At 70.9% G+C, this 22,573-nt stretch carries 18 protein-coding genes; 7 read left to right on the top strand and 11 right to left on the bottom strand.

Features of this window, described 5'->3' with window-relative positions; genetic code table 11:
* Positions 1–84: 84 nt before the first annotated feature.
* Both ADL15_RS13740 and hflX read right to left on the bottom strand, forming a co-directional pair.
* Entirely contained in the window at positions 85–1,833 is a 1,749-nt protein-coding gene (locus ADL15_RS13740) for a hypothetical protein (RefSeq protein ID WP_067689387.1), read from the bottom strand.
* Positions 1,834–1,935: 102 nt separating this feature from the next.
* Complete coding sequence (gene hflX, locus ADL15_RS13735) at positions 1,936–3,342, bottom strand: GTPase HflX (RefSeq protein WP_067689384.1); 1,407 nt, start codon at positions 3,340–3,342, stop codon at positions 1,936–1,938.
* A gap of 151 nt (positions 3,343–3,493) precedes the next feature.
* Here hflX and ADL15_RS13730 point away from each other — a divergent pair, with 151 nt between their 5' ends.
* Positions 3,494–4,954, top strand: coding sequence for an NAD-dependent malic enzyme (locus ADL15_RS13730; protein ID WP_067689381.1), 1,461 nt, complete (start codon positions 3,494–3,496; stop codon positions 4,952–4,954).
* 26 nt (positions 4,955–4,980) lie between these two features.
* On the opposite strand, the gene ADL15_RS13725 is transcribed toward ADL15_RS13730, so the two are convergent.
* The 3 genes from ADL15_RS13725 to miaA are packed head-to-tail and all read right to left on the bottom strand — an operon-like array spanning position 4,981 to position 7,477.
* Positions 4,981–5,718 carry a glycerophosphodiester phosphodiesterase gene (locus ADL15_RS13725; RefSeq protein WP_067689378.1) on the bottom strand — a complete coding sequence of 246 codons (738 nt, stop codon included), beginning with the start codon at positions 5,716–5,718 and terminating at the stop codon, positions 4,981–4,983.
* Positions 5,718–6,563, bottom strand: a complete 846-nt coding sequence (dapF, locus tag ADL15_RS13720) for a diaminopimelate epimerase (RefSeq protein WP_067689775.1) — start codon at positions 6,561–6,563, stop codon at positions 5,718–5,720. Before dapF ends, ADL15_RS13725 begins: the two co-directional genes overlap by 1 nt.
* 8 nt (positions 6,564–6,571) lie before the next feature.
* Complete coding sequence (gene miaA / locus ADL15_RS13715) at positions 6,572–7,477, bottom strand: tRNA (adenosine(37)-N6)-dimethylallyltransferase MiaA (RefSeq protein WP_232344087.1); 906 nt, start codon at positions 7,475–7,477, stop codon at positions 6,572–6,574.
* A gap of 186 nt (positions 7,478–7,663) precedes the next feature.
* Here miaA and ADL15_RS13710 point away from each other — a divergent pair, with 186 nt between their 5' ends.
* Complete coding sequence (locus ADL15_RS13710) at positions 7,664–8,872, top strand: DUF349 domain-containing protein (protein ID WP_067689372.1); 1,209 nt, start codon at positions 7,664–7,666, stop codon at positions 8,870–8,872.
* 77 nt (positions 8,873–8,949) lie between these two features.
* Here the strand turns inward: ADL15_RS13710 and ADL15_RS13705 are convergent, their stop codons facing one another.
* From ADL15_RS13705 to ADL15_RS13695, 3 genes are read right to left on the bottom strand one after another with little or no spacing between them, the layout of a single operon-like run.
* Positions 8,950–9,447 carry a hypothetical protein gene (locus ADL15_RS13705; protein WP_067689369.1) on the bottom strand — a complete coding sequence of 166 codons (498 nt, stop codon included), beginning with the start codon at positions 9,445–9,447 and terminating at the stop codon, positions 8,950–8,952.
* A gap of 37 nt (positions 9,448–9,484) precedes the next feature.
* Positions 9,485–11,272 (bottom strand): NAD-binding protein, encoded by a 1,788-nt coding sequence (locus ADL15_RS13700; RefSeq protein WP_083971218.1) that lies wholly within the window; start codon positions 11,270–11,272, stop codon positions 9,485–9,487.
* Positions 11,273–11,330: 58 nt separating this feature from the next.
* Positions 11,331–12,299 carry a threonine ammonia-lyase gene (locus ADL15_RS13695; RefSeq protein ID WP_067689363.1) on the bottom strand — a complete coding sequence of 323 codons (969 nt, stop codon included), beginning with the start codon at positions 12,297–12,299 and terminating at the stop codon, positions 11,331–11,333.
* An 84-nt stretch (positions 12,300–12,383) separates the two neighbouring features.
* Here ADL15_RS13695 and ADL15_RS13690 point away from each other — a divergent pair, with 84 nt between their 5' ends.
* Positions 12,384–13,274 carry a LysR family transcriptional regulator gene (locus ADL15_RS13690; protein ID WP_067689360.1) on the top strand — a complete coding sequence of 297 codons (891 nt, stop codon included), beginning with the start codon at positions 12,384–12,386 and terminating at the stop codon, positions 13,272–13,274.
* Between the two features lie 10 nt (positions 13,275–13,284).
* Here ADL15_RS13690 and miaB read toward each other — a convergent pair whose 3' ends face one another.
* Both miaB and ADL15_RS13680 read right to left on the bottom strand, forming a co-directional pair.
* Positions 13,285–14,772: a tRNA (N6-isopentenyl adenosine(37)-C2)-methylthiotransferase MiaB gene (gene miaB, locus ADL15_RS13685; protein WP_067689357.1), complete on the bottom strand. Its 1,488-nt coding sequence runs from the start codon at positions 14,770–14,772 to the stop codon at positions 13,285–13,287.
* Positions 14,773–14,809: 37 nt separating this feature from the next.
* Positions 14,810–15,274, bottom strand: a complete 465-nt coding sequence (locus tag ADL15_RS13680; RefSeq protein WP_067689354.1) for a hypothetical protein — start codon at positions 15,272–15,274, stop codon at positions 14,810–14,812.
* A gap of 135 nt (positions 15,275–15,409) precedes the next feature.
* On the opposite strand from ADL15_RS13680, the gene ADL15_RS13675 reads away from it, so the two are divergent.
* Genes ADL15_RS13675 through ADL15_RS13660 form a run of 4 tightly spaced genes read left to right on the top strand, consistent with a single transcriptional unit; the run spans position 15,410 to position 18,821 of the window.
* Complete coding sequence (locus ADL15_RS13675) at positions 15,410–16,153, top strand: amino acid ABC transporter ATP-binding protein (RefSeq protein ID WP_067689352.1); 744 nt, start codon at positions 15,410–15,412, stop codon at positions 16,151–16,153.
* A gap of 60 nt (positions 16,154–16,213) precedes the next feature.
* The gene (locus ADL15_RS13670) at positions 16,214–17,095 is read left to right on the top strand and encodes a glutamate ABC transporter substrate-binding protein (RefSeq protein ID WP_067689349.1); all 882 of its coding nucleotides are present in this window, start codon (positions 16,214–16,216) and stop codon (positions 17,093–17,095) included.
* A 44-nt stretch (positions 17,096–17,139) separates the two neighbouring features.
* Complete coding sequence (locus ADL15_RS13665) at positions 17,140–17,850, top strand: amino acid ABC transporter permease (RefSeq protein WP_067689346.1); 711 nt, start codon at positions 17,140–17,142, stop codon at positions 17,848–17,850.
* A complete protein-coding gene (locus tag ADL15_RS13660; RefSeq protein ID WP_067689344.1) occupies positions 17,847–18,821 on the top strand; it encodes an amino acid ABC transporter permease in 975 nt (324 codons plus the stop codon). Before ADL15_RS13665 ends, ADL15_RS13660 begins: the two co-directional genes overlap by 4 nt.
* A 192-nt stretch (positions 18,822–19,013) precedes the next feature.
* Here ADL15_RS13660 and rny read toward each other — a convergent pair whose 3' ends face one another.
* Positions 19,014–20,738, bottom strand: a complete 1,725-nt coding sequence (rny, locus tag ADL15_RS13655) for a ribonuclease Y (RefSeq protein ID WP_067689340.1) — start codon at positions 20,736–20,738, stop codon at positions 19,014–19,016.
* Positions 20,739–22,573 lie beyond the last annotated feature (1,835 nt).

Here is a 22,573-nt window from a genome sequence, read left to right as displayed (position 1 = left end):
CGGCGGCCGGTTCCGGCCGTCAGGCGGGCACGGACAACAGAAAAGGCCGGCACCCCCACGGGGGCGCCGGCCTTTCACGTCTGATCAGCGACGGTCGTCGTCGCGGCCCTGCGGCGGACGCTGGCCACCCTGGGGCGGGCGCGGCTGGCCGCCCTGGGGCGGACGCTGACCGCCCTGCGGGGGACGCGGCTGGCCGCCCTGGGGCGGACGCTGACCGCCCTGCGGCGGACGCGGCTGACCACCCTGCGGCGGACGCTGACCGCCACCCTGCTGACCGCCGTAGACACCACCACCCGCGCCACCACCGCGGCCGGGCGGCGGCTGCGGGCCGCGAGCCGGTGGCTGCGGCGACCGCGGCTGCTGCGGGCCACGCGGCGGCTGCCCCTGCGGACCACGGGCCGGCTGGCCCTGCGGCGGACGCGGCGGCTGACCCTGCTGGGGACGCTGCTGCGGGCCGCGCGGGGGCTGGCCCTGCGGCGGGCGCGGCGGCTGCTGCTGCGGCTGGCCACCGGACGGGCGGGCGTACTGGGGAGCGCCGCCGCCGTACGTGCCGGGGCGCGGCTGCCCGCCGCCGGCCGGCGGACCGGACTTGGCGCCGTACACCGGGCCGTTGCCACCGTAAGCGGCGCCGGGGCGCTGCGGCGGACCGCCCACCCCGATCAGCTCGGTCGCCGGATCGACCGGGTCGAGCGCGCCGCTCGGCGCCTTGTCGACGTCGATCCCGGCCGGGTGCTGCTTACGGAACCGGACGATGCCGAAGACCCCGGCACCGACCAGGATCAGGCCGACCAGGCCGATCCCGCCGACCATGTACGTGATGTCGTCCACGCTCAGGTCCGAATACCACGCCGCCTCGGCGCCGGCACCGGACTGCTTCTTGGAGACCGTCGCGACCGTGGTGGCCGGCTCGTACTGCCGGATCCAGTTCGCGGTCTCCTTGTCGCCGTTCATGTCGGAGACCGTGAAGAACGACTTGTCGTCGGCGCTGTACGAGATCGCCTCACCGAACGGCTCGTTCGGCAGGCCGGTGGTGCGCGGCTTGTTCTTCAGCGCGGCCAGGATGTCACCGTTCTTGACATCCCACTCGAGCGCGTCGGTGTACGTCCGCAGCACGACCTTCGACCCGTCGTGCGAGACCGACCCGCCGGTGATCACCCGGTTGAAGACCTTGGCGAACGAGTTGCCCGCGGTCTCGGTGGCCTGCACCGACAGCTCGCCGACCTTGGTCAGCGGCACACCGGTCTTGGTGTCGGGCTTCATCGCGGCGGACGGCTTGTAGATGAACGCCGTGCCGAGCTCCTTGGTCACGATGTACGGCGTGCCGTCCGTGCTCATCAGGAGCGCCTCGGCGTCGTGCGCGTCACCGTCCGGGTAGGTGAGCCGGTAGAGCACCGGCTTCTTCTTCCCGTTGGCCGGCATCTTCCACAGCACGACGGAGGGCCGGGCCTCCTCGCCGGTACGGATCCCGCCGTCGCCGGTGTCGGCGATCCAGATCGAGCCGTCCTTCGGCGAGACGATCATGTCCTCGGGGTCGCGCGGCGCGCTGCTGTAGGACACCGGGGTACCCGTGACGTTGCACTTGGCGTCCAGGAAGAAGACTTTCCTCTTGGAATCGAGTTCCGTGCCGTCGTCGATCGCGATGAAGCCGCTCTTCGTCGCGACCAGGCCGGAGACCTCGTCGAGCAGTGGGTCTTGGACCTTGCAAATCTTCTTACCGGGCGTCGCCTTGGCACTGACCGTCGCCGTTGGCGTCGGGTCAGCGGCGAACGCGCCGGTGCCACCGATCCCCACCAGGCCCACACCTAGCACGATCGAGAACACGAGACGCCGCATCCGCACAGTGTCGCATGCGGCGTCCCCCATCGGTATGACGCGTGGATCAAGCCTGGTCAAAGGTCACCAGGTGTCTGTTTTCGCACGTCGCACCGATCACTGTCAGCAACGGTATGATTCCAGCTCCGCTGCCAGTCGCTCGTCCACCCGGACCTGCAGCTCGGTGCCGTCGTCCAGGTGCCGCGACTGCAGCACCTGCCCGGTCCGGTGCACCCGGGCGACCAGATCACCCCGGTCGTAGGGCAGCAGGATCCGCAGATCCACCGCCGGCCGCGGGAGCCGCTCGGCGATGGCCGCCTGCAGCTCCGGGATGCCCGCGCCGCTGCGCGCCGAGACGAACACCGCGTCCGGCCAGGCCCGCTTGAGCCGCAGCACGGTCTCCTCGTCGGCGGCGTCCATCTTGTTGATCACCAGCAGCTCGGAGATCTTGTCGGCACCGACCTCGCCGAGCACCTCGCGGACCGCGCTGACCTGACCCTCCGGGTCCGGGTGGGCGCCGTCGACGACGTGCACCACCAGGTCGGCCATCGCCACCTCCTCCAGCGTCGAGCGGAACGCCTCGACGATGTGGTGCGGCAGGTGCCGGACGAACCCGACCGTGTCGGAGAGCGTGTAGACCCGCCCGTCCTCCGCGGCGGCCCGCCGGGTGGTCGGGTCGAGCGTGGCGAAGAGCGCGTCCTCGACCAGCACGCCGGCCTGGGTCAGCCGGTTCAGCAGGCTGGACTTGCCGGCGTTGGTGTAACCGGCGATGGCCACGCCCGGCACCCCGCTCGCCGAACGGCGGGACCGCTTGGTGTCGCGCATGGTCCGCATGGCCTTGATCTCACGACGGAGCCGCGAGATGCGGGTGTTGATCCGCCGGCGGTCGGTCTCCAGCTTGGTCTCACCGGGACCACGCGTGCCCACGCCGCCACCGGAACCACCGGAGCCGCCACCCTGGCGGGAGAGCGAGTCACCCCAGCCGCGCAGTCGCGGCAGGAGGTACTGCAGCTGGGCCAGCTCGACCTGCGCCTTGCCCTCTTTGCTCTTCGCGTGCTGGGCGAAGATGTCGAGGATCAGCGCGGTCCGGTCGACCACCTTGACCTTGATCTGCTGCTCGAGCTTGCGCAGCTGGGACGGCGACAGCTCGCCGTCGCAGATGACCGTGTCGGCGCCGGTGGCGACGACCACGTCGCGGAGCTCGTCGACCTTGCCGCGGCCGATGAAGGTGGCCGCGTCGGGCTGACTGCGCCGCTGGATGAGGCCCTCGAGGACCTGGGATCCGGCGGTCTCGGCGAGGGCGGCCAGCTCGGCGAGCGAGTTGTCCGCGTCCTCGACGCTGCCTCCGGTCCAGACGCCGACCAGCACGACGCGTTCGAGTCGCAGCTGGCGGTACTCGACCTCGGTGACATCGGTCAGCTCGGTGGAGAGACCCGCCACCCGCCGGAGCGAGTGCCGCTCCGCAAGCTCGAGGTCGCCGCTCGTCAGGTCCGGCTCGTCAAGGACGGGTGCCTGGTACGTGTTTCGCAAAAGTGCCTCCTCCGCCCGATCGTGGCACGTCACGGAGGCGAGCGCATCCACATAACCGGGGCTGACTCATGAGTAACCACCGCAAACGAATCGAACATTCCACGCGAGCGACAATTCCTTTGCTCACCCCACCAACGTCGGAGGGACAACCGTGGTGACCACCCGCCTGCCGAGCGCAGGATTCTCGATCACGATCCGTATTGCCGTAACCGCGGACGCCTCGTCCATCGGCCGGCTCACCACCTGTGTCGGCGAGGCCGGCGCGATCGTGACGGCGCTGGACGTGGTGGACTCCGACCCCACCCGGGTCCTGGTCGACCTGACCTGCGACACCGCCGATTCCGGGCACGCCGACCAGGTCGTCAAGCAGCTCGAGGACCAGGACGGCGTTGACGTCCGGAAGGTCTCCGACCGGACCTTCCTGCTGCACCTGGGCGGCAAGATCGAAGTCAACTCGAAGGTCGCGCTGCGCAACCGGGACGAGCTGTCCCGGGCGTACACCCCGGGTGTGGCCCGGGTCTGCATGGCGATCGCGGAGAACCCGGCGGACGCCCGCCGGCTCACCATCAAGCGCAACACCGTGGCCGTGGTCAGCGACGGCTCCGCGGTGCTCGGCCTGGGCAACATCGGCCCGGCCGCCGCCATGCCGGTGATGGAGGGCAAGGCCGCGCTGTTCAAGCGGTTCGGCGGGGTCGACGCCTGGCCGGTGGTCCTGGACACCCAGGACACCGACGAGATCGTCCGGATCGTCAAGGCGATCGCCCCGGCGTACGGCGGCATCAACCTGGAGGACATCGCGGCGCCGCGATGCTTCGAGATCGAGGCCCGGCTGCGCGAGGAGCTGGACATCCCGGTCTTCCACGACGACCAGCACGGCACCGCGATCTGCGTGCTCGCCGCGCTCACCAACGCGCTGCGGGTGGTCGGCAAGCGGATGGAGGACGTCCGTGTGGTGGTCTCCGGCGCCGGCGCGGCCGGTACCGCGATCATGAAGCTGCTGATGCGCCAGGGCGTCGGCGACATCATCGCCTACGACCGGAACGGCGCCCTGCACCGCGGGATGGCCGGCCTGAACGAGTCGATGCAGTGGCTGGCCGACAACACCAACGAGGCGAACTACTCGGGTGACCTGCCCGGCGCGATCGTCGGCGCGGACGTCTTCATCGGCGTCTCCGCGCCGAACCTGCTGACCGGCGACGACATCGCCAAGATGGCCGGCAAGTCGATCGTGTTCGCGATGGCCAACCCGGACCCGGAGGTCGACCCGCGGGAGGCCCGCAAGCACGCCGCGATCGTCGCCACCGGCCGGTCCGACCAGCCCAACCAGATCAACAACGTGCTGGCCTTCCCGGGCGTGTTCCGCGGCATGCTGGACGCCGCCGCCGAGGAGTTCACCGAGGAGATGGCCCTCGCCGCGGCCCGGGCGATCGCCGACGTGGTCGGCGAGGACAAGCTCAACCCCACGGTGATCGTCCCGAGCGTGTTCGACCCGCGGGTCACTCCCGCGGTCGCGGCCGCGATCCGGGCGGTCGTCCGCGGCGGTCCGGCCCCGTCCAACCCCGCGGCCGCACCGGAGTCCGACCTCGACAAGGCGCCCGAGACGACCTTCTAAAGATCAACGGCTTCCGGGGTACGGACTCAGCCCCGTGCCCCGGAGGCCCACCCGTTCAGCTCGCCCACGTAGTCGGTGATCAGCCCGGCCACCCCGGCGTCGGCAAGCGCCGGCCAGCGGGTCATGTCGTTGGCCGTCCACGGCATCACGCCGACGCCGACCTCGGCCAGCGCGGCCACCGTCGCGGCACCGCCCGCGCCCAGCACGTCCGCCACCGACGGGTTGCAGTACGTCAGCCCGAACTCGCGGCACAGCTCCACGGTCTCCGCGTCGAAGCGGAACAGCAGCAGGGCACGGCGCACCTCGGGGGCCACCTGACGGGCCTTGCGCACCACGTCCGCGTCGAAGCTCTGCACCACGGTGCGGTCCAGCAGGTCGTACTCGGCGAGCGCGGCCAGCACCGTCTTCACCTCGTCGAGGGTGGCCGGCGGCTTGATCTCCAGCAGCAGCTCGGCGCTCGTCGGGCGGAGCACCTCCAGCGCCTCGGTCAGCGTCGGCACCCGCAGACCCACGTGCCCGGGACCGAACCAGGAGCCGGCGTCCAGCTCGGCGATCTCGTCGGCGCGCAGGTCCCAGACCCGGCCGGTGCCGGACGTGGTCCGGTTCACCGTCCGGTCGTGGATCACCACGGGCACGCCGTCGGCGGTGACCCGGACGTCGAACTCGACGAACGTGGCGCCGGCCCGGGCCGCGGCGGCCAGCGCGGGCAGGGTGTTCTCCGGTGCGACCGCGGAATACCCGCGGTGGGCGACTCGATGCAGCATCAGCTCAGCGCCACCAGGTCGGTCTCCCCCGAGGCGACGAGCACCGCGGGACCGGCCAGCCACCAGGCGCCGGACTCGTCACAGGTGATCACCAGCCGGCCGCCGAGCACGTCCACCGCGACCGAGCCGCTGGTCAGGCCCGCCTCGCGCAGTGCCACCGCGCCGACCGCCAGCGCGCCGGTGCCGCAGGACATCGTCTCGCCGGAGCCGCGCTCGTGCACCCGCATCCGGACGTGCTTGTCCACCCCGGGCAGGTCCTCGGCGGCCTCGACGAACTCGACGTTCACCCCGGAGCTGAACAGCGCCTTGTCGACCAGCGGGGCGGTGGTCAGGTCGAGCCCGGCCAGCTGCACCCCGTCGTGCAGGCCGCAGACCAGGTGCGGGTTGCCGCAGTCGACGGCGAGACCCGGGATGGTCAGGGCGCCGATCGTGGCGGTGCTTCCGGCGTACGTCCTGGGGGTGCTCATCCGTACCCTGATCGTCTCCCCCTCGACCACGGCGGTCATGACGCCGGCCCGGGTCGCCACCGGCAGGCCCGCCGGGCCTGGCGTGGCCAGGTCGTTGGCGATCAGATACCGGGCGAAGACCCGGACCCCGTTGCCGCACATCTCGGCGATCGAGCCGTCGCTGTTCCAGTAGTCCATGAACCACTCGGCCTCGGCGGCGTGCCCGGCGCCCGCCGGGTGCTTCGCGGAGCGGACCACCCGCAGCACGCCGTCGCCGCCGATCCCGCGCCGCCGGTCGCAGAGCGCGGCGACCAGCGCCGGCGTCAGGTCCAGCTCGCCGTCGGGGTCGGGAAGGATGACGAAGTCGTTGGAGGTGCCGTGACCCTTGGTGAAAAACACGCCGACCATCATCCCGCAATCGCCAGGGCATCGGCCAGGAGTGTCGGCGCCGCGCCGTCCAGCCAGGTGATCGACGGGTCCCGGCGGAACCAGGAACGCTGCCGGCGGACGAACCGGCGGGTGCCGCGGACCGTGTCGTCCTTCGCCACGGCCTCGGTCATCGTGCCGTCGAGCTCGGCCAGCGCCTGCTGGTAGCCGAGCGCCCGGGAGGCGGTCCGGCCGTCCCGGATGCCGGCCGCGTCCAGCGCGCGCACCTCGTCCAGCAGCCCGCCCGCCCACATCAGGTCGACCCGCTGCGCGATCCGCTCGTCCAGCTCGGCCACGTCGCGCTCGACCCCGATCTGCACCGCGTCGTAGTACGGCTTCGGATCCGGCAGCGCCGCGGTGAACGGCAGCCCGGTCAGCTCGATCACCTCGAGGGCGCGGACGATCCGGCGGCCGTTCGACGGCAGGATCTTCTCCGCGGCGACCGGGTCGCGCTCCCGCAGCCGGGCGAAGAGCGGCGCCGGACCGGTCTCGGCCAGCTCCGCCTCCAGCCGGGCCCGGATCACCGGGTCGGTGCCGGGGAACTCGAACTCCTCCAGCACCGCCCGCAGGTACAGCCCGGAGCCGCCGACCAGCAGCGGCACCCGGCCCCGGGCGAAGATGTCGTCGATCGCGGCCCGGGCCAGCGCCTGGTATTCGGCGACCGCCGCGGTGACCGTGACGTCCCAGATGTCGAGCAGATGGTGCGGGACACCGGCGCGCTCGGCCGGGGTCAGTTTCGCCGTGCCGACGTCCATCCCGCGGTACAGCTGCATCGAGTCGGCGTTGACCACCTCACCGCCCCACTCCTGGGCGAGTGCGATGCTCAGCGCGGACTTTCCCGCCGCTGTCGGCCCGACGACGGTGACCACTCGAGAACCCGGACGCAACGGCACGGACCAACCGTAGGACAAGGTTGTGTCACGGTCGTCGGCGGGAGCTTTCCCCTAACCGGGTTGGACCTGTGACAATGCGCGAGAAAGAATGCCACTGAGAAGGTTGGCATTCCACTGCGCTGTGGCGGTGGCCGCGGGTCTGTACTGGCCCTTCGGCGCCGGGAGAACGAGGATGAGCTCATGAACGACTGGACGGCCTTCGGGCGCGTGGATGCCGACGGCACCGTGTACGTGAAGACCGCCGAGGGCGACCGGGTGGTCGGCTCCTGGCAGGCCGGGACCCCGGAGGAGGGCTTGGCCCACTTCGCCCGGCGATTCGAGGACCTGCTGACCGAGGTCGAGCTCGTCGAGGCTCGTCTCAAGTCCGGCGCGGCGGATGCGACCCACTCACAGACCAGCGTGAAGCGACTGCGCGCCACGCTGGACGAGGCGCACGTGGTCGGCGACATCGACGGTCTCTCGACCCGGCTGGACAAGCTGGCCGCCCTGGCGGAGGAGAAGGCGGGCGAGGCCAAGGCCGCCCGCGAGGTGGCCCGTACCGAGGCCCTCGCGCGCAAGACCGCGCTGGTCGAGGAGGCGGAGAAGCTCGCCGCCGACGCCACCGGCTGGAAGACGGCCGGCGACCGGCTCAAGGAGATCCTCGACGAGTGGAAGACCATCCGCGGCGTCGACAAGAAGACCGACGGTGAGCTGTGGAAGCGGTTCGCCGCCGCCCGCGACGGCTTCACCCGCCGCAGGGGCGCGCACTTCGCCACCCTGGACGGGCAGCGCAAGCAGGCCCAGACCGCCAAGGAAGACCTGGTCAAGGAAGCCGAGACGCTGTCCGGCTCGGACGAGTGGTCCAGCACGGCCAACCGGCTCAAGGACCTGATGACCGAGTGGAAGGCCGCACCCCGCGCCGCCAAGGAGGCCGAGCAGCGCCTCTGGGAACGCTTCCGGGCCGCGCAGGACGCGTTCTTCACCCGCCGCAGTGAGGTCTTCTCGGCCCGCGACGCGGAGTTCCAGGGCAACCTGGACCGCAAGCAGGCCATCCTGACCGACCTCGAGGCCATCGACGTCGACGCCGACCCGCGTGGCGCGCAGAACAAGCTGCGCGACGCCCAGGCCGCCTGGCACGACGCCGGCCGGGTGCCGCGCGAGGCCGCCGCCGGTCTGGACCGCCGCTGGCGGGCCGCCGAGGAGCGGATCCGGGTCGCGATGGACTCGGCGTGGCGCAAGACCAGCCCGCAGGACAACCCGCTGCTGCGCCAGATGCGCGACCAGGTCGCCGAGGCCGAGCAGCGGCTGGAGCGCGCCAAGGCCGCCGGTGACAACCGGCGGATCAAGGAGGCCGAGCAGGCGCTCGCCTCCAAGAAGCAGTTCCTGGCCCTGGCCGAACAGGCCAACTGAGAGTTCGCTTCTCCGCAAGGCGGTGGCCAACCGGGCCGCCGCCTTGCGGCGTTTCCGGGCCAGGTCAGAGCCGCTGATCAGCCCACCGGGACGGGGAACGGGGAGATCTGCAGGCGGCGGGCGCCTTCCGGCCAGATGCGTTCGACGGTTTTGCCGCGGGAGACGGCGAAGGCGACCGTTTCCGCCGTGCCGCCCCGGGCGCCCTCGGGGCTGCCGTCCCAGACCGCCAGGAGCAGGTCGCAGCGTTCCACCACCTCGCGGCTGGCGGCCTCGTAGGACAGCTCGGGCAGGCCCGGCACGGTGATTTTGGTGACGTCCGTGGCGTGCCGGAGCAGGTCACGCAGGTCGCGGTCCTCCTCCGGGGCGGCGCCTATCTCCGGGACCGGCAGGACCGCCTCGAAGGTGCCGCGACAGGCGCGGACCGCTTCGGCGAAGATCCGGTCGGCGCCGTCGGCCAGGCAGGTGACGCCGTGGACCGGACGGTGTTTGCGTAGCTCCTTCACGATCGCGCCGCGGATCAGCCGGCGGGCGGACGGTTCGAGCCCGATGTGGCCCGTCACCCCGATGCGAATCATCGTTCCCCCTTGCCGCGTTCGGCCTCTCGATACCCGATCATGCCGGGAACAGGGCCCGGTTTGCTCCAGTGTCCGACAAACGGACTACTTGGAAGCCTGCCTCGCCCAATATATCCGGAATGTCCTGAATTGCTCGTCTACAGCGTTCTTGACCTCGGGGTGGCAGATCGTCCCATTCGGTGAGATAGGGCAACCAGCGCCGGGCCGGTGGCGAGCCGCTCGCCCGGGCGTCCGCGAGGGTCGCCTCGACCCACCGCCGGGACTCCCGTTTCGCCAGCTCCTCGACCTCGTGGCCGGTGAACTGGAAGTCGTCCGCGCCGCCGTCCCGGGGCACGATCGCGCAGTTCGCCCAGTGCAGCTTGGGGCCGATGTCCGCGGCCTGCAGGCGGTTGGCGCGGCGCAGCGACTCGTCCAGGTCGGACCAGACGGCCAGGGCCGGCTGCGAGCCCAGCCGGGCGCCGCGGGACAGCCGGGCCGCCACGTACCGCTCGTGGATCAGGCGGGCCAGGCGCTCGGCGAGGTCCTCGGCGATCAGCGTGGGGTCACAGCCGGCGGCCGCCGGGGAGAACAGTTTCAGCCGGCCGTTCAGCGGGTCGAGCAGCGGCGGCGGGTGCTTCGGGCTGAACGCGTCGGCCAGCTCGGCCAGCCCGTCGACGGCCACCACCACGTCACCGGTGACCCGGTGCCAGAGGCGGTACTCGGTGAGGGCGAGCTGCAGGCCGTACTTCTCGTCGGTGAAGAAGACGAACGCGCGGTCGTACCGGAGGGATCCGTCGTCGTCGGCGAGCAGCTCGGCGACGGTGGTCTCGCACGGGACGATCCGGCAGGCGTCCCGGAGGATGGCGTTGCGGCGGGCGACCCGCTCCAGCACCCGGGTCGCGTCCGGTGCGACGAAGTCCACCTCGACCCGGCGGTCCGGCTCGTCCCGGCGCAGCCGCCAGTGCCGGGCCAGCTCGATCAGCAGCGCCCGGCTCAGCGGCGAGTCCCCGGCGATCAGCACCCGCGGCACCGCGCCGTCCGGGCGCACCGGCAGCGGCTGCTGGGCCAGCAGCACCTGCACGGCCAGCTGGTCGATCTGGAAGAAGTCCAGCCGCTGCGCGACCGCGTCGGGCACCCCGAGCCGGCGGGCCTGCAGGGTGAGCGCCCAGTCCGGTTCGTGGATCTGCGCGTAGATGGCCAGGTCGCGGCGGCCCTGCCCGGCCAGGCGGGCGGCGCTGGCGGCGATCGCGAGGTTGATCGCGCTCGACTCGGTGCAGGCGTAGATCACCGCGGCCTGCCCGGCGCCGGCGCCGCGCAGCACGTCCGGCTCCCGGGCGTCGCCCTGCACGCCGAGCAGCCCGCGCCCGCGCAGCTCGAGCGGTCCGATCGGCCGGGTCCGGACCAGCACCACCCGGCGCCCGGCCAGGTGCAGCCGCTCGGCGAGGGTCCGCGCGACGGAGGTGTCGCCGCACACCACCACGTGATCGCGCGCGCGGCGGGCCCGCCAGCGGCGCATCTCGGTGGCCAGCAGCAGCCGGCACGCCTCGACGACGGCGTACAGGGTGACCAGCGGCGCGGCGAACCGGGCGATCTGCAGCGCGACCGGGAAGTGGGTGCCGCCCTCGAGCGGGTCGGCGCCGAGCACGAAGAGCTGCAGGGTGCCGTAGGCCAGGTTCAGCGGATCGCGGCTGCCCGGCGCGCCACCGGTCAGGTATCGATCGAGGCCGACATACCCGAGCACCAGCGCGGCCGCGCCGATCAGGGCGAACACCACCCGGGTCAGCGTCACCGCGGGCTGTCGCTGCTCACCCCAGGAGGACAACGGCGCGCGAGGGAAGTTGGCCATCGGCACCCTTCCGGTGGACGTCGGCGGCCCTCAGTCTGCCACGCGGCGGCAGCCGAGGCTACGCACCGTCGTCGATGTGGTCGCCGAGCGTGGCCAACTCGGACGGCTCGGCGTTGCCGCCGGTGCAGACGACCGCGATCGATCGTCCGGCGAACAGGTCGGGCCGGCTCAGCACCCCGGCCAGCGCCGCCGCACCGGCCCCCTCGGCGAGGGTGTGCGCGGTGCGCGCCAGCAGCCGCCGGGCCACACCGATCCGCTCGTCGGAGACCAGCAGGAAGTCGGTCAGGCCGGCCCGCATCACCCGCTGCGGCAGCGCGAAGCCCCGCCCGGTGGCCAGCCCGGCCACCGTGGTCCGGTTCGGCCGGGAGACCAGGTCACCGGAGCGCCAGGAGTCGTGCGCGGCCGGCGAGGCCGCCGACTGGACGCCGATCACCGCACAGTCCGGGGCCAGGGCCGCGGCCACCAGACAGGCCGCGGCCGCGCCGGTGCCACTTCCCACCGGTACGACGATCGCGTCCAGCCCGGGCCGTTCCGTCAGGATCTCCTGGTAGAGCGTGCCCACCCCGGCCAGCAGCTCCGGCGTGTCGCCCGGGCTGACCAGCCGCGCGCCGGACTCCGCGGCCAGCTTCCCGGCGTGCCGCTGCGCGTCCTCCAGGGTGTCGCCGGCCAGCACCGCCCGGGCGCCCCACGCCTCGACCGCGGCGGCCCGGCCCGGGTCGGCGCCGGCCGGCATCACGACCGTGCACGGCGCGCCGTACCGGTGACTGGCGTACGCCAGCGACTGCGCGTGGTTCCCGGTCGACCAGGTGACCGTGCCGCGGGCCCGCTCGCCCGGCGGCATGGCGTCCAGCAGGGTCAGCCCGCCGCGCACCTTGAACGCGCCGATCGGCTGGGTGTTCTCGTGCTTGACCAGCACCGACGCTCCGGCCGCCCGGTCCAGCAGCGGGTAGCTCCAGAGCGGGGTGGGCGGCAGGTGACGGCGGACCACGTCGGCGGCGGCACGGACGTCCGCGAAGCTCGGTTCCATGCGTCGATCGTCGGCCCGGCCCCACCCATCGGTCCAATGCCGGATTCCGGTGACTCCGATAGACCGGGTTGATACGTTGCCGCCATGCTCGACGTGACCCGGCTCCGGGTACTGGCCGCGGTGGCCCGGCACGGCTCGGTGACCGCCGCCGCCCAGGCCCTGCACTACGCCCAGCCGTCGGTCAGCCACCACCTGGCCCGGCTGGAGGCGGAGACCGGCAGCCGGCTGGTGCAGCGGGCCGGCCGCGGCATCCGGCTCACCGAGGCCGGCCGGATGCTCGCCGACCGCGCCGAGGAGATCCTGGGCCGGCTGGACGCCGCCGAGACCGAGCTGGCCGCGCTCACCGGGCTGCGTTCCGGGCGGGTCCGGCTGGCCGCGTTCCCGTCCGCGCTGGGCACGTTCGTACCGGCCGCGGCGGCCGGGTTCGCGGCCGCGCACCCCGGGGTGGACCTGCGGTTCACCGAGGCCGAGCCGCCCGACGCGGTGCGGTTGCTGCGCGCCGGTGAGGTGGAGGTGGCGCTGCTGTTCGGCTATCCGGACGCGGGCGCGCCGGATCTCGACGGGCTGCGCCACGAGCTGCTGCTGGCCGAGCCGTTGCACCTGGTCACACCGGCCGGCTGGGCCGGTGACACGCTCGCCGACCACCGGGACCGGCCGTGGATCGCGGGCTGTGAGCGCTGCCGGGTCGCGCTGGTGCGGGCCTGCGCGGCGTCCGGCTTCGCGCCGGACATCCGGTTCACCACCGACGACTACGTCGCGGTGCAGGCGTTGGTCGCGGCGGGCTTGGGGGTCACGGTTCTGCCGGGGCTGGCGCTTTGTGCACACCACAATCCAGGGGTACGAACCATCGCGCTGCCCGGCGCGGGTCGCAGCGTGTACCTGGCCGTCTACGGCGAGCCGCCCGACCCGCCGGCGACCGTGGCGCTGCTCGATCAGGTGCGCGCGGTCGCCGGCTCCCCGCCGTACCGAAAATGATCGGTCTGGTCTAGAGGGCGCAGCCCTCGGTGGCGGGCGGGAGCGCGGCCGGGACGCCGATCGACGGCAGACCCAGCGAGACGCCCTTGAGCTTCGGCGTGACGCCGGCCTCGAACGCGTCGCCGGCCCGGGTGCGGCGGTGGCTCAGCGGCGTGCCGTCCGCGTTCAGGTGGTGCGGCGCGGCGTAGGTGATCACGGTCTCGACGATGTCGCCGGGGCGCGGGGTGAGGTCGCCGGTAGCGAAGTGGACCAGCCGGCCGTCGCGGGCGCGGCCGCTCATCCGCCCGGTGCGCTCGTCCTTGCGGCCCTCGCCGACCGCGACCAGGACCTCGACCTTCTCGCCGATCAGCAACTTGTTCTCAGCCCAGGTGATCTCTTCGAGGGTGGCGAGCAGGCGCTCGTAGCGGGCCTGCACCACCTTCTTCGGGATCTGGTCCGGCATGGTCGCGGCCGGGGTGCCGGGGCGGATCGAATACTGGAACGTGAAGGCGGTGGAGAAGCGGGCCTTGCGGACCACCTCGAGGGTCTCCTCGAAGTCCTCCTCGGTCTCACCCGGGAAGCCGACGATGATGTCGGTGGTGATCGCGGCGTCCGGCATGGCGGCGCGGACCTTCTCGATGATGCCCAGGTATTTCTCCTGGCGGTAGCTGCGGCGCATGGCCTTGAGCACCCGGTCGGAACCGGACTGCAGCGGCATGTGCAGCGAGTGGCAGACGTTCGGCGTCTCGGCCATCGCGGCGATCACGTCGTCGGTGAAGTCCTTCGGGTGCGGGCTGGTGAACCGGACCCGCTCCAGGCCCTCCACCTCGCCGCAGGCGCGCAGCAGCTTGCCGAACGCGAGCCGGTCGCCGAACTCGGCGCCGTAGGAGTTCACGTTCTGCCCGAGCAGGGTCACCTCGGAGACGCCCTCGGCGACCAGCGCGCGCACCTCGGCCAGCACGTCGCCGGGGCGGCGGTCCTTCTCCTTGCCACGCAGCGCCGGGACGATGCAGAACGTGCAGGTGTTGTTGCAGCCCACCGAGATCGAGACCCAGCCGGCGTAGGTCGACTCGCGCTTGGTCGGCAGGGTCGACGGGAAGACCTCGAGCGACTCGAGGATCTCGACCTGCGCCTCCTCGTTGTGCCGGGCGCGCTCCAGCATCGCCGGCAGCGAGCCGATGTTGTGGGTGCCGAAGACCACGTCGACCCAGGGCGCCTTCTTGACGATGTCGCCCTTGTCCTTCTGCGCCAGGCAGCCGCCGACCGCGATCTGCATGTCCGGATTCTTCATCTTGGCCGGGCGCAGGTGGCCGAGGTTGCCGTACAGCCGGTTGTCGGCGTTCTCCCGGACCGCGCAGGTGTTGAAGACGACCACGTCGGCCGCGTCCTTGTCCGCGGCCCGGACATACCCCGCGTCCTCCATCAGGCCGGAGATGCGCTCGCTGTCGTGGACGTTCATCTGGCAGCCGTACGTGCGCACGTCGTACGTGCGGGCGGTGCCCTGCGTCTGGGTAGTCATGGCAATTGACCAGGGTACTGCCAAGCCCGCTCCGGCTTCACCCGGCATTTCCGGGCCGGGCCCCGGCCGGTTTCCAGCGGGAGCCGTGGCAACCGGCGTGCGCGGCGCAGGCCGGGTCACTGCCGGTGCACGGGCGCAGGTGCCGGCGTTCGACACCGTCGTCGGTCTCCTGCTCGTCGACGTGCACCGGGTTCAGGCCGCCGTCCGGGGTGGCACAGACGTACCGGAAAGGGTTCAGCGTGTCGTCGGGGACCAGGAGCGCGGCACCCAGCCGGACCGCGACGGCGCTCGCGATGGTCTCCTCGGCCAGGTCGTCGGGTGCCAGGTAGACGTCGATCAGTGTCGGAAACTCACCATGAACGTGATAGACGTCGCAGAGCAGCGCGTCAGGTGGACCCTCCCCGATCTCGCTCACTGCCCGTTCCAACGCTCCGGCCAGGGCGTTCTGCACACGTTCGGGCTCGATTCGCCCGGCGGCGGACCAGTTCCAGAGCCCTGCCATACCCACCATGGTGTCCGTCCTTTTCGCCCCGCACCCGCTGTGTTACCGCTCCGTGACCATTCTCGTCACCATCCGATACGAACACCCCCCTAGGGTGTCCCCAATCGAAAGACCCGACGAGCGGATGGACACGGGGTGGCAGACGAGGCTCTCATCGTTCTGGAGAACGTGAACAAGTGGTTCGGCCCGCTGCACGTGCTGCAGGATGTGAACCTGTCCGTCGCACGCGGCGAGGTGGTCGTCGTGATCGGACCGTCCGGGTCGGGCAAGTCAACACTGTGCCGGGCGATCAACCGGCTCGAGCCGATCAGCTCGGGCACGATCACTTTCGACGGCCAGCCGCTGCCCGCCGAGGGCCGCGCCCTCGCGAAGCTGCGCAGCGAGGTCGGCATGGTCTTCCAGTCGTTCAACCTGTTCGCGCACAAGAGCATCCTGCAGAACGTGATGCTCGGCCCGCTGAAGGTCCGCAAGGAGAAGCCCGCCGCGGTCAAGGAGCGCGCGATGTCGCTGCTCGACCGGGTCGGCATCGCCAGCCAGGCGGACAAGTTCCCGGCCCAGCTCTCCGGCGGCCAGCAGCAGCGCGTCGCGATCGCCCGGGCCCTCGCCATGCAGCCCAAGGCGCTGCTCTTCGACGAGCCGACCAGCGCGCTCGACCCGGAGATGGTCGGTGAGGTGCTGGACGTGATGACCTCGCTGGCCCGGGACGGCATGACCATGGTCGTGGTCACCCACGAGATGGGCTTCGCGCGGCACGCGGCGAACCGGGTGGTCTTCATGGCCGACGGCCAGCTGGTGGAGCAGAACACTCCGGAGGAGTTCTTCGCGAACCCGACGAGCGAGCGGGCGCGGGACTTCCTCTCCAAGATCTTGACTCACTGATTTCCCACTGACCGGCCCCCAAGCCATTCAGGGTTCGATCGAACAAGGAGAAATGACACCATGCGTTTGCAGCGATTCGCGGCGATTGCCACGGTTACCGCCCTGGCCTTCAGCCTGACCGCGTGCGGCGACAAGGACGCCGACGGGGGCTCCGACGCAGGCACCAGCAAGAACTTCGCGGCCGGCAGCACGATGGAGCGCCTCAACAAGGCGGGCTCCGTCAAGGTCGGCACGAAGTTCGACCAGCCCGGCTTCGGCCTCAAGGGCCTGTCCGGCAAGCCGGAGGGCTTCGATGTCGAGATCGCCAAGATCATCGTCAAGCAGCTCGGCATCTCGACCGACAAGATCGAGTTCATCGAGTCGCCGTCGAAGGTCCGTGAGGACAAAATCATCAACGGCGACGTCGACTTCGTGGTCGCCACGTACACGATCAACGACGAGCGCAAGAAGCGGATCGCGTTCGCCGGGCCGTACTACGAGGCCGGTCAGAACATCCTGGTGAAGGCGGATGACGCCACGATCACCGGGCCGGACTCGTTCAAGGACGGGACCAAGAAGGTCTGCTCGGTCACCGGCTCGACCCCGGCCGAGAACATCAAGACGTACGTCAAGGACGTCGCCAGCCAGCTGGTGCTGTTCGACACCTACGACAAGTGCGTGACGGCTCTCGACGGCGGTCAGGTCAACGCGGTGACCACGGACAACGTGATCCTGCTCGGCTACATCTCCAAGAACGAGGGCAAGTACAAGCTGGCCGGCGACAACTTCACCAAGGAGCCGTACGGCATCGGCGTGAAGATCGACGACAAGGACTTCCGGACCTTCATCAACGACACCCTCGAGACCTCCTTCAAGGACGGCTCCTGGAAGAAGGCCTGGGACGACACCGCCGGCAAGTTCGGCGCCGAGCTGGGCACCGCCCCGGCCGTCAACCGCTACTGAGTTCTCCCTGTAGATAGTCCGGAGCTGAGGAGGAAGCCCCGCCCGTGAGTGTGATCTTCGACAGGTTCGACGTCTTCGCGGGCGGCTTCTGGCTCACCCTCCAGATCTGCGTGCTCGCCGCGACCGGTGCCCTCATCCTGGGCGCCGTCGTGGCGGTACTCCGGATCTCCCCGGTGCCACCCCTGCGTGCGGTCGGCACCGCGTACGTCACCGTCTTCCGCAACATGCCACTCACCCTGGTGATGTTCTTCTCCGCGTTCGCCCTGCCGGCGCTCGGCTCGAACGCGGACTTCCTGCGGATCCCGCTGCTCGACCTGCTCTTCACCCGGCTCGGCACCGACCTGCCGTACTTCCGCTTCGCGCTGATCGCGCTGGTGCTCTACACCGCCGCGTTCGTCTGCGAGGCGCTGCGCTCCGGCGTCAACGCGGTGTCCGCGGGCCAAGCCGAGGCGGCGCGGTCACTGGGCATGACCTTCACCCAGAACCTTCGGTACGTCGTACTGCCGCAGTCCTGGAAGGCGTCAGTGGTGCCGCTCGGCTCGGTGATCATCGCGATGATCAAGAACTCGGCGCTGATCGGCTTCTTCGGCGTGGTCGGTGACCTCTCCCAGACCGCCGACCAGCTCACCTCGGCCGAGGGCCTGGCCTTCGTCCCCGTCGCCATCGGCGTCTCGATCGGATACCTGATCATGACCGTGCCTCTCGGCACACTCCTCGACCGGATCGAGCGGCGGCAGGCGGTGGCCGCGCGATGAGCCAGCAGAGCGTTCTCTACGACGTTCCGGGTCCGCGCCAGAAGCGGATCACGCTGATCACCAGTGTGGTCATCGCGATCGGGCTGCTGGCCGGGGCGTACTACTTCATCTACGTGCCGCTGGACGACAAGGGCCAGTTCGCGATGGAGCTCTGGGGTCCGCTGATCGACCCCTCCAACGAGTACTTCTCCCAGGTCTGGGACCGGATCGGCACCGGCGTCAAGAACACCCTGACCGCCGCGGTCCTGGCCATCATCACGTCGCTGGTGGTCGGCACGCTGCTGGCGGTGCTGCGGATCCAGCTCAAGGAACTCAACCGGCGCCGGTTCGTCGGTCTCGCCACGCCGCTGGCCTACCTGCTGCGCGGGCTCACCATCGCGCTCACCACGGTCACCCGGATCTGCGTCGAGGTGTTCCGCGGGCTGCCGGTCGTGCTCACCATCTTCTTCGTGGCCCGCGGCCTCCCCGAGTTCGGGGTCAGCATGGACACGCTGTGGTACCTGGTGATCGGCCTGACCGTCTACAACTCGGTGGTCATCGGGGAGATCCTGCGCTCCGGCATGGAGGGCCTGCCGCCCGGGCAACGCGAGGCGGCGGCCGCGATCGGCCTCTCCCCGCGGCAGACCACCATGATCGTGCTGCTCCCGCAGGCCTACCGGATCATGCTCCCGGCGCTGATCAGCCAGCTGGTCGTGGTCCTCAAGGACACGTCGCTCGGCTTCATCATCAGCTACGAGGAGACGCTAAACATCGGCAAGCAGATCATCGGCGCCCTGAGCAACCCGATCCAGGTGTACGTCGTGATCGCGGTGCTGTTCATCGCGGTGAACTACTCGCTGTCGAAGCTCGCGCAGTACGTGCAGCGGCGGCTGGCCCGGGGGCGCAAGACCGCCGGGACGCCCGCTCAGCAGCCTCCGGTCGCCGCGCTCGTCGCGCAGGCCGAGGGTGCCGGGGGCGGCACGGGTATCTGACCGCTTTATTCACGCTTTCGGGCGGTCCTCCGGTGGTCTGCGGAGGGCCGCCCGCTTCGTGTGGTCACGCTCTGCCGCGTGGGGTGGCGCCTTTTCGCACGGCGTTGCGCCCTTTCCCTCGGCGTCGCGCCTTTCGCACGGCGTTGCGCCTTTTCCCGCGGCTCATGTCGTACAAAATCGGGGGTTCTGGGGTTATCTTGCCAACTCGGTGACGCGGGACTCGCGGACGACGGTGACCCGGATCTGGCCCGGATAGGTCAGCTCTTCCTCGATCTGCTTGGCCACGTCCCGGGCCAGCACCGCGGCGCCGATGTCGTCGACGTCGTCCGGGCGGACCATCACCCGGATCTCCCGGCCGGCCTGCATCGCGAAGACCTTCTCGACGCCGAGCTTGCCGCCGGCGATCTCCTCGATCCGCTCCAGGCGCTTGACGTAGGCCTCCAGGCTCTCCCGCCGGGCACCCGGACGACCGCCGGAGCAGGCGTCCGAGGCCTGGGTCAGCACGGCCTCGATGGTCTGCGGCGGCACCTCGTTGTGGTGCGCCTCGATCGCGTGGACGATGTCCTCGTGCTCGCCGTATTTGCGGGCCAGGTCGGCGCCGATCAGCGCGTGACTGCCCTCCACCTCGTGGGTCAGCGCCTTGCCGATGTCGTGCAGGAACGCCGCCCGCTTCATGGTCGGCACGTCCAGACCCAGCTCAGCGGCCATGATCCCGGCGATGTGCGCGGTCTCCACCAGGTGCTTGAGCACGTTCTGGCCATAACTCGTGCGGTACCGGAGCCGGCCCAGCAACTTCACCATCTCCGGGTGGATGCTGGTGATCCCGACGTCGACGAGCGCATCCTCGGCGGCCCGGTCGCAGAGGCGCTCGACCTCGTTCTTGGCGCTGTCGAAGACCTCCTCGATCCGGTGCGGGTGGATCCGGCCGTCCAGCACCAGCTTCTCCAGGGTCAACCGGCCCACCTCCCGGCGGACCGGGTCGAAGCAGGAGAGCAGCACCGCCTCCGGGGTGTCGTCGATGATCAGGTTGACCCCGGTGGTCGACTCGAAGGCCCGGATGTTGCGGCCCTCCCGGCCGATGATCCGGCCCTTCATCTCGTCGCTCGGCAGGTGCAGCACGCTGACCACGCTCTCCGCGGTCTGCTCGCTGGCGATCCGCTGGATCGCGTCCACCACGATGTGCCGGGCCCGGGTGTCGGCGGTGTTCCGCGCGTCGGCCTCGATGTCCCGGATCAGGATCGCGGCCTCCCGCTTCGCCTGCCCCTCGATCGATTCGATCAATTCGGTACGGGCGGACTCCCCGGTCAGCCCGGCGATCCGCTCCAGTTCCTTGCGCTTGCCCTGCTCGGCGGCGGCCACCTCGGTCTCCCGGCGGCCCAGCGCGGACTCCCGCCGGTTGAGGTCGGACTCCAGCGCCACCAGCCGGCGCTCCCGGTCGACCAGGCGCTCGACCTCCTCGGAGTGCAGCCGCTCCCGCTCGTCGATCCGCGCGGCGCGGCGCTCCACCTCGGCGGCCTGCTCCTTCGCCGTGGTGTTGAGCAGCGCGATCTCCCGCTCCCCGGACCTGCGGGCCGCGGTGCGCAGCTGCTCGACATCCGTCTCGGCCTGCCGGTGGGCGTGCTCGAGGATGGTGTCGGCTTCGCTGTGCGCGTTCTCCAGCACACGGCGGGCCTCGGCACGGGCGGCGGCGGCTTCGGCCTTCGCGGCGGCGGCCTCGGCACGTTCCGAGGCGGCCTTGGCGTTCGCGTCGGCGACCTTCGCCTGCGCGTCGCCGACCTCCTGCTCCTGCCGATCGTGGGCGTCCTGCCGGTCGGCGCGGATCTGGCGCAGCGCGCGGGCGCCCAGCGTCATGCCGACGATCACCGACACGGCGAGCACGACGATCGCCACTACCAGCACCCAGTACAGGGGGGCCATCTCGCCGTGTCTCCCTTCGCCGCCGGCGCGGTGTGAACGCGCGCGGGCTATCTACGGGATGCCCGACCAAGGCAGATGACCACGCCCCGGCTCACACGCTCCGGCCGTACGGCTACCAGCTTCGCCTCTCGGCGAGGCCGGTGGCCGCTTGTTCCGGCTTCCTGACCGCCTCCGGACCGGGAGTCGGGGTGGCTTTCGCCGCTCCGGTCCGGTTCGTCGGGTCTCTGATTCCGGCCTTGAGTTCACCGTCAGCCGACGACTTTGCCCGGTGCCTTGCCCGGCTTGGAAGGGTCGGGTTCGGGCCTTGCCGCCGGCGAGGCTTGCCCTGCGGCTCGTCGAGCCGTGGGGTTTCACCTGCCCGGCAGGCGGTCCGGTCGGCCGGCTGCGCGGATTCCGCGTTGCCTGCTGGCTGGGCCGCTTGACCTGGGTCGCCGTGGACTTGGACCGTTTCAACCGGGGGGCCGCTTCGACCTCGGGCCGCTGCTACCTCTTGGTCGCTGCTGCCCCTTCGGCCGCTGCTACCTCTTGGTCGCTGGCGATCTTCGGCTTTGCGGTCCTTCGGCTGTCGTGGTTCTTCGGCTTTGCGGCCTCTCGGCTCTTCGCGTCGCCGGTTCGGCTGAATGACGCTGGGGCTGAGTGATCACTGGGGCCGTTGTCACACGAACGGTTCCGTCGGCGGAGCCGACTCGTCGTCATCACCGTCGTCATCGTCGACGGAGGGTGACAACGCCTCGGGCGATTTCTCGCCCGTCGAGGCTCTGTCGGACCCCGTCGGCGGTGCGAACGGCTCCCGATTCCGGGTCGGCTGCTGATGGCTCGGATCAGAGTGTGTGGAGTTGTGGGGTCGACCGCTGATATGTCTGACCACTCACCGCGCGGTCGGCAGTGAGCGGAGGCTTTGACGGACAGAGCCCGCCAAGTGATGCCGTAATGTAATGCGATCTATGTTGTGTGTGTTGCTTGCGATGGTCGAGCAAACCTTGTGTAACGCGAGGCTAGGTCGCAAGTGCCGCTTCGGTCAAGGACTCATGATTCGGCAGCGGAGGGACGTACGGCACAGACGTGCTTACGCCCAGCTCACGATATCGCCCGGATATTTCCGACGTGCCGTACCATCGGGCGCTTCCAGCGCTGGTCAATCCACCCGGATCACCAGCGCTGACGAGACCCCCGACGATTATTCCGCGCGTCGACAACCGGACACCCACCGTACCGAGCGTGACGGTAGCCCTACCCGGACGTGCCGATCCGGAGTTTCCCGTCGAATGGTGGACTTCCTCACATCAAGACTATATCGGGGCGAGCGGTGGAGATCCGCACCAATGCCACCAGGGAGGGTGACGGATCGGGTTCGTGAGGTGGGCGTGGGAGCGGGCGCTCGGGTGGTGGGGCGGAGGGGTTGCCGGGGGGTGGCGGAGGTTTCTCTCCGCATCGGAACTCTTGTTACCAAGCGCAACCATGGGGTGGGTCTGGCCCCGGGCCGCCGCCGGGCTCACCTCGCGGTGGAGGCACCGTGGCCGGTGACCGGGACGCGGAGCGGCCTGCCGGCCCGGGCGCAGCACGGACCACGGGCGCAGCACGGACCACGGGCGCAGCACGGACCACGGGCGCAGCAATGGTGCGGCGCGGAACGCGGGCCCGGCGAGGCGCGGATCGTGGTGCACGGCTCATGGACCGCGGCGTGGCACGGGCGGCGGGTCCGGTGCACGGAACCGGCGGGGAACGGCCGGGTCGCGGACCAGCCGCGGAACGAATTGCAGGCCCGATCCGCACACCCGGAGGACCCGGCGCACTGGCCCGGCGCGGCGTGGACTGCGGGAATGCGGGCGCGGATC

The organism is Actinoplanes awajinensis subsp. mycoplanecinus, assembly GCF_001509495.1.
Taxonomy (GTDB): Bacteria; Actinomycetota; Actinomycetes; order Mycobacteriales; family Micromonosporaceae; genus Actinoplanes; species Actinoplanes palleronii.
Note: the sequence above shows the minus strand (reverse complement) of the source record. Positions and strands in the feature narration are given on the sequence as shown.